Genomic DNA, 13,062 nt, shown 5'->3' with positions numbered 1-13,062 from the left:
CAGCCGTCAGGCTGCGGCGACCGTGGCGTCCGGGACGAGCGTGCCACCGGTCCGGACCACCTTGGGCTTGCCCGCCCAGTTGCCACCCATGCCCATGACGCGGGAGACGTAGGCGGCGCCACCGGACACGGCGACGACCGGCACCGACTCCGGCGTGGCCGTGGCGCGGTTGGTCCACGTGTTCGTGATCAGTGCGGTGCCGCCCTGGACCATGATCAGCGCGGTGTCCTTCTGGTCCTTGAAGTCGGTGGGGCGGGCCATGCCGAAGTTGAGCTTGGTGTTCGTCAGCGAGACGCCGCCGCCCTTGACGACGATCAGGGCACCCATGGCGGGGTCGCCCGCGTTCTGGCCCTCGATGACGCAGTCACTGATGTCCAGGCCGCCCTGCTGGGAGGCCGGGCCCTCGACGAGGACCGCGCGGGAGCCACCGCGGGCCGTCAGGTAGAGGTGGCGCACCGCGGTCTTGGCCAGGTTGCTGAACCGCATGAGGTACTTGCCGCCGTTGGCGCCGGCCCAGCCGTAGTTCATGTCGCCGGCGACCCACAGGAAGTTGTCGGAGCCGCGCAGGGAGAACTGCGTGTCCTGCACCGCGACGCAGGTCCAGGAGCCCTTGGTGGTGACCAGCGTCATCGAGAACGGGTCGGCCGGGGTGCCCAGGACGTGCTTGAACCCGTAGAACGACAGGGTGTCGAAGGTGGCGGCGTAGCACGTCCCGGCACTGATCGGGTGGTGGTAGAACTGCGTCACGGCGTTCGAGGACTTGAGCGTGATGCCGGCGACCATGACGTTGTACGTCGTGGCGGTGCCGACCAGCCACGACTTCGCGCCGTTGCCGCAGTTGAGCGTGACGGTGCACTGCGGGAGGCAGCCACTGGTTCCGGCGATCTCGGGGTTCTGCCAGCCGACGTTCGGGCCGAGGATCCGCAGGCCGGAGAACGTCGTTCGCGTCTGCGTGAACGTGTGGGCGCGGCCGGCGAGCCGGATGGCTCGACGGGGACTCGACGACTTGGCGACCGTGAGGGCCTTGGTCAGCCTCTCGTCGTCGGTGCCGGTGAACGAGTCGAGCAGGATGTCGTCCTCGGCGACGGCGGCGGAGGCCGAGGAGGCTCCGACGACGGCCGCTCCGGAGGAGACGAGGGCTGCGGCACCGAGGTGCTTGAGGACGGTACGACGGGGGGTGGACATGCTTCTCCTTGCGCGCGGGGGGACGCTTGGGGGGGACGCCCGACTCCCGCCGGAGCGGGCCTGAGGGGCGCCTGTCTGCCCCACGCAGGAGCGTGGGTCGCACGGAGCAGTGGTGCATCACGGCGGACGCGGTACCGGCAGGCCACCTCCCTGCAGGGGCGCTCCGGTCACTGTCTCCGGCTGCGTGGAACGGTTCCACGCGCAGACTCGAACAGGGCGAAACCGTAGCCCGACAGCTCCGGGTCGCGAAATCGAGGACACACGCAAACGACACGAAAATGGGTTCATATCGGGACAGAACCACCCAGCTCGAACTGGCGGGTTCCCGACGATCCGGACCACCCGACACCGGGTGTGGCGCCCTCCCGACACGGCCCGACCCCTGTCCCCGGATCGGGACGTTTCGGCTGGTCAGCCGTGCGTCACCCGCCGGTGCAGGTGACCTTGTCCTCGGGGATGTAGTGGGTGTTGAACTGCGACGTCCGCACCGTCTTGCCGGCCTTCTTGAAGATTCGCGTCACCGTGACGTCGAAGCCGGGCGTCGGGGTCTGCGTCACGCAGCCCTTGGAGTCGTCGACGATGGTCTTCGGCTGCACGACGTTGCGCCGATCCCCCTTGGAGGCCTCGACGTCCCAGACCTTGGTGCCGTGGAAGGTCACCGTCACCGAGCTGCCCGACACGTACGCCTGGATGAGGATGCCGTAGCCGCTGTCGTTGGTGAACCGGTTGTCGACGTCGGGCCAGGAGATCGTGGCCTCGCGTCCCTCGGGGTAGCGCGAGATGTAGAAGCTGTGGGGGTGGTGCTCCTCGATCTTCACGCCCGAGAAGAACACCGCGTTGAACAGCGTGGTCGACAGCTGCGAGATGCCGCCGCCGTAGTCCTTGGTCAGTCGGCCGTTGACGATGACCGGCGCCGAGTTGTAGCCCTTGGCCGCCGTCCGCTGGCCGAGTCGCTGGTTGAGGCTGAACGTCTCCCCCGGCGCGACGTACGTGCCGTTGAGGGTCCGCGCAGCGATGGTGATGTTCTCGGTGCGCGGGGGGTTGAACGGGAAGACCGAGGTGAACGAGGAGATGATCTCCTTGGGCTTGATCTTGTTCGCCTGCGCGGTCGTGAGCTTGGGCTGGACGGCCTTCGCGGTGACGGTGGCCGTCCGCGACGGTGACGTCAGGGCCGGGACCACGGCGGCGACGACCGAGGCGTCGTCGAGGGTGGAGCCCGTGGCTGACGGTATGACGACGGGCTTGGTGCCGCTGAACGTGATCTTCGCGTCGCGGGCCTTGGTTTCCAGACCGGCGGCCGAGGCGGCCGCGCGGACGGCGGCCACGAGCTTGGTGTCGTCCACAGCAGGGACGAGCTTGCCGTCCTGGACCTTCATCGACAGGGCCGGAGCGTAGTCGGCCGGCTTCACCGGGAACTTCTTGTCGGCGACCTCGACCGTGACGGGACCGGACATGGCCGGCGTCGCGAACTCCGTTGCGGCGCGCTGCACCTCGTCAGCAGTCACGTCGGGCTCGACGGTGTCGAACTTGGCCCCGATCGGTCCCTTGGCGGGCCAGCGGGCGGCCACCTCGTCAGCGGTGCCGGGCACCGAGAGGGTCGCGCCGGCCACCGGCTGCACCACCGCGGCCCTGCCATCGGGGAACGTGATGGCGCCCTGGACGACCTGGGTGTCGAGCGTCGACTCGATGCCCTTGACGGCCGCCTCGAGCTTCGCGCGGTCCACTGACGTCTTGAGCTGCTCCGCGTCCCCACCGGTGAGGTGGTTCCAGAGGTCGGAGGGTTTGAGGCTGAACCCCGTGAGCTCCCCCACCGTGCCCGGGAGGTCGAGCGCGAGGCCGGCGTCCGTGGGGCTCAGCTGGGCCGACTTCTCGCCGGCGGTGACGGTGATCGCGGCGTCCTGCCGGGCACCCAACGAGCGCGACAGGGTCCGCTCTGCGGCCGCCGGCGACATCCCGCCGATCGGCACGCCCGACACTGACGTGTTGGCGGGCACGTGCCGCCCGAGGAACCAGGCCGTGCCGAGGTAGGCGGCGAACAGGACCGCCAGCGCGACCCCGAACCTCAGACCGGCGGAGCCGCTCTCCTTCACGCCCTGCCCTCCCATCACTTCAGCGCCTGGTAGCGGCTGCGGTAGTACACCAGCGCGGCCGCGGGGTGCTCGTTGCTCGAGAGGGACACTACTTCGCCGACCACGATGCTGTGGTCACCGGCGGGGTGCACGTCCGTGGTTCGACACTCGATCGTTGCCATCGCGCCGTCCAGGAGGGCCACGCCCGTGGCCGCACCGCGGTGGTGGGGTATGCGGTCGAGCTGGCCGTGCAGGGGTCGGCCCTGGGTCGAGAGCCACTGCGCCACGGGCCGCTGCTCGGCCCCGAGGATGCTCACACCCCAGATGCCTGCGTCGGTGACGGCCTCGTGGAAGCGCGCGTCGACCTCGACGCACACGAGCACCAACAGGGGGTCGATCGAGACGGAGGTGATGGCGTTGGCCGTCATCGCGTGGTCGTGCTCGCCGCTGCGGGTGGTCAGCACCGTCACACCGGTGGCGAACCGCCCCATCGCCAGGCGGAACTGGTCGGTGTCGACGGCCGGGAGGTCGGTGCTCACGCGGGAGCTCCTGTCAGGTCGGTGCGACGGGACCCCGGCGGGGCGCCCGTCCGGGAGTGGTCGACCGGGTGCAGGTCCGCGCCGGTGACGAGGTGTCCGGTCTCGGGGTCGAGCAGGGCGAAGCCCTCACGCCCCGACAGCCGGGCCGCGATGTCGTTGGACAGGGCGTAGGTCTCACCGTCCACGGTCACCTGGGTGGCGTGGGCGCGAAGCGCCCGAGCCTGGACGGGGACGAGGGTGGGCTCGACGACCTCGTGGGTCACGAGCTCGTCGGCCACCACTGACGGCGGGTACTCGCCGTCGGGGTCCGGCAGCGACCACGGGGAGTCGGGTGGGAGGTGCTCTGCCAGCCACTGCCGGTCCTCACGGGCCCACGAGCGCGGCGTCAGCACGGCATACAGGAGGGGGCGCTGCTCGCGGGGCAGGGAGGCCACGGCCGCACAGGTGACGCGGTGGGTCTGGACGTGGTCCGGGTGGAGGTAGCCACCGTGCTCGTCGTAGGTGACGACGACGGCGGGCCGGACCCGTCGCAGGACGTCGACGACCAGGGACACGGCCTCCTCCGGGTCGGCGCGCACGAAGGTCCCGGGGCCGGGTGGCGAGTCCAGCCCGGCCATCCCGGAGTCGCGGTAGGCGGACAGGCGGCTCTCGTCCTCCCCCAGCACCTCGTGGCTCACGCCGAGGGCGGCCATGGCGGCGCGCAGCTCCTCGCGGCGGTACGGCCCGAGGGCGTCGTCGTGGTGCACGTCGAGGTGCAGCAGCTCGGGCGGGATCACCTCGCCCTCCTCCCCCAGGGTGCAGGTGAGGACGTGGACCGGGTGCCCCTCCTGCGCATGACGGGCCATGGTGATGCCCGTCGTCAAGGTCTCGTCGTCCGGGTGCGCGTGGACGAACAGCAGGGGTGCCGCGGGCGCAGGGTCGGGGGTCGTCACCTGGCTATTCCACACCGATGGTCGCCAGGTCCACGAACCCACCCAGGGCCTCGTTGGCGCTGAGCCCGCTCACGGCGCTCCCGGCGATGAACAACGAACGGCGCTGCGCCAAGGCGATGTAGGCGCCACGCTTGGCCAGCGAGGTGTCGAGGTCGGCCCACGCCGCCGCCTGCGCCGTAGGGTCCTTCACCGTCGAGATCCGGGTGATCTCCTTGTCGACGCCGTCGTCCGCGAAGGCGCCCAGGTCGCGGCCGGTCCCGCTGTCCGAGAGGTTCAGGCGGCTGTCGAACAGCGGGGGGATCACCGTGGAGGCCGCCGGCCAGGCCGGCGCCCAGTTGGCCCAGAAGACATCGGTGTCGGCCGCGCGGCCGGGCCTGGACGCCGCCGAGAAGTAGTCCTTCTCGATGGGCTGCAGCGTGACCTGGAAACCGGCCTGCTCCCAGCCGTTGAGCAGCGCCGCCATCGCCTTGTCCGCGGTCGGGGTCGAGCGGTAGGCGACCGTGATCTTCACCGGGAGCGTCAGCCCCGACGCCTGGAGGGCCGCCCGGGCCCCGGCCGGGTCGCCCGACGGTGAGGCACCGAGCGGGTCGGTGTCGCGGTGACCGGCGATGGCGGGGCCCAGCAGGGTCGACGTGGGTTCGGCTGCGCTCGTTCCGCCCAGGGCGGTGACGTACCCGTCACGGTTGGTCGCCAGCGCCAGGGCCCGTCGCACGTCCGCGTTGCGCATGACCGGGGAGGCGAAGCTCGGCGCGAGGTAGTCGACGAACTGCGCGGTGGGGTTGATCGAGCGGCTGGTCAACCCTTTGTCGGCGAGCACCTGCTGCTGCATCGCCGGGGGAGCCGAGTCGAGGGTGACGGCGCGTCGGCGGTCGCCCTCGTCGTTGATGACCTGCTGGACGGCCGTCTGGGACTCGGTGCCCTCGACGTACCGGATCGAGTCAGGCGCGGCGCGGCGGATGGGGTCGGAACCCTTGTCCCACTTGGGGTTTCGCTCGAATACCCCACCGGTGCTGGGATCCCACTCGCCCTTGAGCTGGTAGGGCCCATTGGAGAACACGGCATACGTGGCGTCGGCCTTGCCGTCCCGGGACTTCTTGACGGGCGCGAAGGCGGGCAGCGCCACGACCTGGTTGAAGTCGACCATCGGCGTGCTGAGGCGGAAGGTGATCTTGGACCCGTCGCAGGTGACCGCCTTGTCGAACGCCGCCTGGCCCGAGCCGCCGAACGGTCCGGCGTAGGTCGACGTCCCGTCGGCCTTGCGCGGGATGTCGAGGTAGGCCAGGGGGTAGTTGAGGCCCTCGTCGGCCCACGGCTTCGCGAACGACCGTGAGACGCCGTAGCGCACATCCTCGCAGGTGACCGGCGAACCGTCCTGCCACGTGGTCCCGCTGCGCAGCGTGAACGCCCAGACCTTGAGCGAGTCGTCGGGTCGGCCGGCATCGGTGGCGAGGTCACCGACGACGTCCCGCTGGGCTGCCGCGTCGGTGCCCGCCGGGTGGGCCGTCAGGGTGCGGATGAAGGTCCGCCCCGCGAAGGCGACGTCCTGCGGCGTGGTCATGCGCTGGGGGTCCCAGCTCGCCACGGGGCCCAGGGACAGCACCGAGAGCTGCCCGGCCACACCCGTGTCCGGCGCCGAGGCGTCGCCGGCGGTGCACCCGGACACCATGAGGGCGACCGCCACGAGGGCGGTCACCACCCCGGGTCGCCGGAAGGGCCTGCACGGGGGCAGGCCCGACCGGCGTGATGGCAGCAGGCGTCGGTGGAGCACGCTCACCAGCCTGCCGCGATCAGGCGTTGCGCGCCCGGGACGCGGCGCGGGCGCGCAGGGTCTGGTCGAGCTCGACCTTGCGGATGCGCACGGCCTCCGGGGTCACCTCGACGCACTCGTCCTCGCGGCAGAACTCGAGTGACTGCTCGAGGCTCAGCTTGCGCGGGGGCACGATCTTCTCGAAGTTGTCCGAGGAGGAGGCGCGCACGTTGGTGAGCTTCTTCTCCTTGGTGATGTTGACGTCCATGTCGTCGGCGCGGGAGTTCTCGCCGATGATCATGCCCTCGTAGACCTCGGTCGTCGGGTCGACGAACAGCGTCCCGCGCTCCTGGAGGTTGACCATGGCGTAGGCCGTGACGACACCGGTGCGGTCGGAGACGAGCGAACCGCTGGTGCGGGTCACGATCGGGCCGAACCACGGCTCGTAGTCCTCGAACACGTGGTGGGCGATGCCCGTGCCGCGGGTCTCGGTGAGGAACTCGGTGCGGAAGCCGATGAGCCCGCGCGACGGCACGAGGAACTCCATGCGGATCCAGCCGGTGCCGTGGTTGGTCATCTGCTCCATGCGGCCCTTGCGGGCAGCCATGATCTGCGTGATCGGGCCGAGGAACTCCTCGGGGGTGTCGATCGTGAGGCGCTCGACCGGCTCGTGGGTCTTGCCGTCGATCTCGCGGGTGACCACCTGGGGCTTGCCGACCGTGAGCTCGTAGCCCTCACGCTTCATCTGCTCGACGAGGATGGCGAGCGCGAGCTCTCCACGGCCCTGGACCTCCCACGCGTCGGGACGCTCGGTCGTCAGGACGCGCAGCGACACGTTGCCGATGAGCTCCTTGTCGAGGCGGTCCTTGACCATGCGGGCGGTGACCTTCGAGCCACGGACACGGCCCACCATCGGGCTGGTGTTGGTGCCGATGGTCATGGAGATGGCCGGCTCGTCGACGGTGATGACCGGAAGCGGGATGGGGTTCTCCGCGTCGGCGAGGGTCTCGCCGATCATGATCTCGGGGATGCCGGCGATGGCGATGATGTCGCCGGGGCCGGCCGACTCGGCGGGCTTGCGCTCGAGGGCCTCGGTCATGAGGAGCTCGGTGATCTTCACGCGCTCGACGGTGCCGTCGACCTTGCACCAGGCGACGTGCTGGCCCTTCCTGATCGTGCCGTTGTGCACGCGCAGGAGGGCGAGGCGACCGAGGAAGTTGGAGGCGTCGAGGTTGGTGACGTGCGCCTGCAGGGGCGCCTCGTCGTCGTACGTCGGCGCGGGGATCGTCGACAGGATCGTCTCGAAGAGTGCCTCGAGGTCGTCGGCGTCCGGCAGGCCACCGTTCTCGGGACGGGTCATCGACGCGCGGCCGTTCTTGGCGGAGGCGTAGACGATCGGGAACTCGATCTGGTGCTCGTCGGCGTCGAGGTCCATGAACAGCTCGTAGACCTCGTCGACGACCTCGGCGATGCGCGAGTCGGGGCGGTCGACCTTGTTGATGCACAGGACGACGGGCATCTTGGCGGCGAGCGCCTTGCGCAGCACGAAGCGGGTCTGGGGCAGCGGGCCCTCGGACGCGTCGACGAGCAGGACGACACCGTCGACCATCGACAGGCCGCGCTCGACCTCGCCACCGAAGTCGGCGTGGCCGGGGGTGTCGATGATGTTGATCGTGGCGCCATCGGCGAGGCCGGCCTCTGCGGCGGCCTTGCCGGCGTAGTGGATCGCGGTGTTCTTCGCGAGGATGGTGATGCCCTTCTCGCGCTCGAGGTCACCGGAGTCCATCGCGCGCTCGTCGACGTGCTGGTGCTCGCCGAACGCGCCGGCCTCCCAGAGCATCTTGTCGACCAGGGTGGTCTTTCCGTGGTCGACGTGGGCAACGATGGCGACATTGCGGATGTCACCGCGGGTCTTCATGGGCATGAGCACCATTGTCTCAGGCTTTCGAGCACGTCAGGACCACCCCGCCCGTGCGTGGTGACCACCCCCACAAGCGGGGTGCGCGGTGGGGCCGCCCGCCGCCATACCTCCCGGTGGTGCCGGCTCACCACCGGACGGGTCCCTGAGCGCCCGGGAGGCGGCACTGTCGGTTGTTTGGCTGCGGTTGGCGCGACTCAGCGCAGCCGGGTGGCGATCACGTCGACGATCGGGAGGTCGGCGGGCAGCCACGGCACGTCGTGGAGGTCGTCGGCGGTGAGCCACCGGAGGGCGTCGTGGTCCTCCAACGGGGCAGGCTCGCCCGACTCGACCACGGCCCACCACACCGTCATCGCGTACGCCTCCCCCAGCGGCCACCGGCCGTCCCGGGGCCCGCGGAGCACGGCTCCGAGGCGCACCGTCACCCCCAGCTCCTCGCGCAGCTCGCGGTGCAGGGCCTGCTCGTCGGTCTCGCCCGGGTCGACCTTGCCACCGGGGAACTCCCACCCGCCGGCCAGCGCCGGGGGCTCGGTCCGACGGGCGCTCAACAGGCGCGTCGGGTGGTCGAGGTCGTCGACGATCGCGGCGCCGACGACGGCGCGCACCAACGGGAACCGTGCTCTTTCCGGCATGTGTCTCACTTTTGTTAATTTCCGCGGCGGAGCGGTGCGGGCACCGCAGTTCTCGCTAGGGTCTCGCACCAACCGTAGAAGGTTTGCGCACGCATGCCCCTCCGGACCGCACCACCTGCACCACCCCTGCTCCACCCCTGGCGCCCGACCGGGTCGACCAAAGTTCGCACACAAGCGAGGTATTCATGAAGCTCACGCGAAGGACGACTCCGGTCGTCTTGGCGACGACGCTGGCCCTCACCCTGACGGCCTGCGCCCAGTCAGACCGCGGGTCTGGCAGCGGTTCCTCCAGCGGTGGTGACACCAAGGACACCATCACGTTCGGCGCGGCAGGCGCCCCCGAGCTCTTCGACCCCTTCTACGCCACCGACGGTGAGACGTTCCGCGTCACCCGCCAGATGATGGAGGGCCTGGTCGGCATCAAGCCGGGCACCGCCGACATCGAGCCCGAGCTCGCCACCAGCTGGGAGGCCTCGGCCGACGGCAAGGAGTGGACGTTCAAGCTCCGCGAGGGCGTCAAGTTCTGGGACGGCGAGGCCTTCAACGCCGCAGCCGTCTGCTACAACTTCGAGCGCATGTTCGACCAGAACGAGGTCGCCCAGGGCGGCCCCGCCGGCTACTGGGCCGACGTCATGGGTTCGTTCAAGACCGACGCGGCCAACGCCCTCTACCAGGGCTGCACGGCCAAGGACGACATGACCGCGGTCATCAAGATCCTGCGCCCGACGTCGAAGTTCCCGACGGCCCTGTCGCTCGACTCGTTCTCCATGCAGTCGCCGAAGGCGCTGAAGGACGGCGACGCGAACAACGTCACCAAGCAGGGTGAGGGCTTCGGCTACCCCGCGTACTCGAAGAACCCGGTCGGCACCGGCCCGTACAAGCTCGACAAGTACGACGAGGCCAACAAGACGGTCACGCTCGTGCGCAACGACGCCTACTGGGGCGAGAAGGCGAAGACGGCCAAGCTCGTCTTCAAGATCATCCCCGACGAGAGCACCCGTCGCCAGGAGCTCGAGGCCGGCAGCATCGACGGCTACGACCTCCCCAACCCGGCTGACTGGAAGGGCCTGAAGGACGCCGGCAACGACGTGCTCGTCCGCCCCGCGTTCAACATCCTCTACATGGGCCTCAACCCGGCCAAGAACCCGAAGCTGAAGGACCTCAAGGTCCGCCAGGCCCTCTACTACGCCCTCAACCGTGAGCAGCTGGTCAAGACCCAGCTGCCCGAGGGCGCGACCGTCGCCACGCAGTTCGTCCCCGAGACGATCAAGGGCTACAACAAGGACCTGCAGCCGTACGCGTACGACAAGGCCAAGGCCATGTCGCTCCTCAAGGAGGCCGGCGCCGAGGGCATGAGCCTGACGTTCGCCTACCCGTCCGAGGTGTCGCGTCCGTACATGCCGGACCCCCAGAAGATCTACGAGGCCCTGCGCACCGACCTCGAGGCCGTCGGCATCAAGGTCAACGTGGTCACCAAGCCGTGGAACGGTGGCTACCTCGACACCGTCGACAACGGTGGCTACGACGCGTGGCTGCTCGGCTGGACCGGTGACTACAACTCGCCCGACAACTTCATCGGCACCTTCTTCGGCAGCCTGAAGACCAACGACTTCCACACCAGTGCGACGTCGTACGGCGCCCAGCTGTCCAAGGACCTCGAGGCGGCCGACGCCATCGTGGACGAGGGCCAGCGCACCGCTGCCTACGAGAAGCTCAACAAGACGATCATGGAAGACGACCTGCCGGGTCTGGCGATCAGCCACTCCCCGCCGGCCCTGGTCGTGAGCAAGAAGCTCAAGGGCCTGGTCGCCAGCCCGCTGACCGCCGAGACGTTCTCCTCGGTGACGGTGAGCAAGTGATCTGAGGTAGACCTCGGACAGCACTTCCTAAGACTGTGGCCGTCCCAGCAGAATCGCTGGGACGGCCACAGTCGTGTATGAACGTTCGTCGAACATGCACTTCCCCCCGTGCGAACCCGTCCGTCGACGCCGATGGTCGACCGTGAAGGAGATTGAGCCCCTGTGCTGAGATTCATCCTGCGAAGACTGCTGCAGATGGTGGGGGTGGTCGTCGTCCTGTCCCTGCTGGTCTTCCTCTGGCTGCGTTCGCTGCCGGGCGGCACCGTGTCCGCCATCCTCGGCGAGAAGGCGACACCGGCCCGACGGGCCGCCCTGGAGAAGGCCCTCGGCCTCGACCAGCCCCTCTACGTCCAGTACTGGCAGTTCCTCAAGCGTGCCGTCCAGGGCCAGTTCGGGTCGAGCACCGGCGTGCAGCCGGGTGTCGACGCCATGCAGGTGTTCGTGCAGCGGTTCCCCGCGACCCTGGAGCTGAGCTTCTTCGCCCTGCTGTTCGCGATCGCCGCCGGCATTCCCCTCGGGTACATGGCCGCTCGGCGCCGCACGTCGTGGTTCGACAACCTGTCGGTGGTCGGCTCCCTCATCGGTGTCGCCGTCCCGGTCTTCTTCCTCGCCTTCCTGCTGAAGTACTGGTTCGCGATCAACCTGCACTGGCTGCCGGTGTCCGGTCGCCAGGACCCGAGCCTCGACGCGACCCGGGTCACCGGGTTCTTCGTCTTCGACGGGCTCCTCACGCGTGAGTACGACGCCGCCTGGGACGCGCTGAAGCACCTGATCCTGCCGAGCCTTGCGCTGGCGACCATCCCCTTCGCGGTGATCTTCCGCATCACCCGCGCGTCCGTCCTGGACGTCATGGACGAGGACTACGTGCGCACCGCGGAGTCGAAGGGCCTGACCAACAAGGTCATCCGCGGCCGGCACATCCTGCGCAACGCCCTCCTGCCCGTGGTCACGACGATCGGCCTGCAGACCGGTGGCCTGCTCGTCGGCGCTGTGCTGACCGAGCGGGTGTTCTCCTGGGGCGGGATCGGCGAGGCCGTGGCGGTGGCGTTCACCCGTCGCGACTACGCCGTCCTGCAGGTGTGCATCCTCATGGCGGCGATCACGTTCGTCGTCATCAACCTTCTCGTCGACATCGCGTATGCCGTGATCGACCCCCGAGTCCGGACGAGGTGACCCCGGTGTCCAATCCCCTCAACCCTGACAACCTGGACCCCAGGAACAAGAAGCAGCGCATCGACGAGCTCGCAGCCCGCTCCGGCGGCACCGCGACGCTCACCGTCGACGACGCCGGTCACATCGAGGAGAGCACCGGCGTCTCGCTCATCGCGAGCGCGTGGCGCCGGCTGCGGCGCAACCCGGTCTTCCTCCTCGGCGCCGGCATCACCCTCCTGTTCGTCCTGCTGGCGATCTTCGCCCCCCTCATCGCGCCGCACGACCCCACCAAGGGGCTGCTGCTCGACAAGGTCCGTCCGCAGAGCAACCCCGTCCCGGGTCCGGAAGCCGGCTTCCCCCTCGGCGCCGACACCTCAGGACGTGACGTCCTCTCCCGCCTCATCGTCGGGAGCCGCCAGACGCTGATCGTGGGTGTCTTCGCCACGCTCTTCGGCCTGGCGGGCGGCATGTCGCTCGGTGTCCTCGCCGGTGCCTTCAGCGGGTGGGTCGACTCCCTCGTCATGCGCATCGTGGACGTGATGCTCTCGATCCCGTCGCTGCTGCTCGCGGTGTCCATCGCGGCGCTGGCCTCGCGACCGAGCCAGTGGACGGTCATCATCGCCATCGCGACGGTCCAGGTCCCGATCTTCGCCCGACTGCTGCGAGGCTCGATGCTGGCGCAGCGTTCCAGCGACCACGTCCTCGCAGCGAGGGCGCTCGGCGTGAAGCGGTCGGCCATCGTGTTCCGGCACATGCTGCCCAACTCGCTCGGCCCGGTCATCGTCCAGGCGACGCTCGTCATCGCCGGAGCGATCATCGACGCCGCGGCGCTGTCCTTCCTCGGTCTCGGCAACCCCGACGACCGGCAGCCCGAGTGGGGCCAGATGCTGGGCAAGGCCCAGAACAACATCTTCGACAACCCGGCCCTGGCCATCTGGCCGGCGCTGTGCATCATCGTCGTGGCGCTCGGCTTCACCCTCATGGGTGAGTCGCTGCGCGAGGCCCTCGACCCCAAGAGCAGGAGATGAG

At 69.4% G+C, this 13,062-nt stretch carries 10 protein-coding genes; 3 read left to right on the top strand and 7 right to left on the bottom strand.

Annotated features, from left to right (window positions below):
• Positions 1 to 6: 6 nt before the first annotated feature.
• From ACYVKF_RS03470 to ACYVKF_RS03440, 7 genes are all read right to left on the bottom strand, one after another.
• The gene (locus tag ACYVKF_RS03470; protein ID WP_460964861.1) at positions 7 to 1,185 is read right to left on the bottom strand and encodes a hypothetical protein; all 1,179 of its coding nucleotides are present in this window, start codon (positions 1,183 to 1,185) and stop codon (positions 7 to 9) included.
• 422 nt (positions 1,186 to 1,607) lie between these two features.
• Positions 1,608 to 3,275, bottom strand: coding sequence for a VanW family protein (locus tag ACYVKF_RS03465; protein ID WP_460964859.1), 1,668 nt, complete (start codon positions 3,273 to 3,275; stop codon positions 1,608 to 1,610).
• Between the two features lie 14 nt (positions 3,276 to 3,289).
• Positions 3,290 to 3,793 carry a flavin reductase family protein gene (locus ACYVKF_RS03460; RefSeq protein WP_056915395.1) on the bottom strand — a complete coding sequence of 168 codons (504 nt, stop codon included), beginning with the start codon at positions 3,791 to 3,793 and terminating at the stop codon, positions 3,290 to 3,292.
• Entirely contained in the window at positions 3,790 to 4,725 is a 936-nt protein-coding gene (gene mshB, locus ACYVKF_RS03455; protein WP_460964856.1) for an N-acetyl-1-D-myo-inositol-2-amino-2-deoxy-alpha-D-glucopyranoside deacetylase, read from the bottom strand. The genes ACYVKF_RS03460 and mshB overlap by 4 nt, the downstream gene beginning before the upstream one ends.
• Before the next feature lie 4 nt (positions 4,726 to 4,729).
• Complete coding sequence (locus ACYVKF_RS03450; RefSeq protein WP_460964854.1) at positions 4,730 to 6,418, bottom strand: ABC transporter substrate-binding protein; 1,689 nt, start codon at positions 6,416 to 6,418, stop codon at positions 4,730 to 4,732.
• Between the two features lie 94 nt (positions 6,419 to 6,512).
• The gene (gene typA / locus ACYVKF_RS03445) at positions 6,513 to 8,396 is read right to left on the bottom strand and encodes a translational GTPase TypA (protein ID WP_460964852.1); all 1,884 of its coding nucleotides are present in this window, start codon (positions 8,394 to 8,396) and stop codon (positions 6,513 to 6,515) included.
• A 191-nt stretch (positions 8,397 to 8,587) separates the two neighbouring features.
• Entirely contained in the window at positions 8,588 to 9,022 is a 435-nt protein-coding gene (locus ACYVKF_RS03440; protein ID WP_056915398.1) for a (deoxy)nucleoside triphosphate pyrophosphohydrolase, read from the bottom strand.
• Positions 9,023 to 9,207: 185 nt separating this feature from the next.
• On the opposite strand from ACYVKF_RS03440, the gene ACYVKF_RS03435 reads away from it, so the two are divergent.
• From ACYVKF_RS03435 to ACYVKF_RS03425, 3 genes are all read left to right on the top strand, one after another.
• Complete coding sequence (locus ACYVKF_RS03435; RefSeq protein WP_056915399.1) at positions 9,208 to 10,881, top strand: ABC transporter substrate-binding protein; 1,674 nt, start codon at positions 9,208 to 9,210, stop codon at positions 10,879 to 10,881.
• A 162-nt stretch (positions 10,882 to 11,043) separates the two neighbouring features.
• Positions 11,044 to 12,054, top strand: a complete 1,011-nt coding sequence (locus ACYVKF_RS03430; protein WP_460964848.1) for an ABC transporter permease — start codon at positions 11,044 to 11,046, stop codon at positions 12,052 to 12,054.
• Entirely contained in the window at positions 12,051 to 13,061 is a 1,011-nt protein-coding gene (locus ACYVKF_RS03425; RefSeq protein WP_056915401.1) for an ABC transporter permease, read from the top strand. The genes ACYVKF_RS03430 and ACYVKF_RS03425 overlap by 4 nt, the downstream gene beginning before the upstream one ends.
• The last annotated feature ends 1 nt before the right edge of the window (position 13,062 follow it).

Source organism: Pedococcus soli (genome assembly GCF_054782575.1).
The sequence above is the reverse complement of the archived record's forward strand: the minus strand, read 5'-3'. Positions and strand labels throughout refer to the sequence as shown.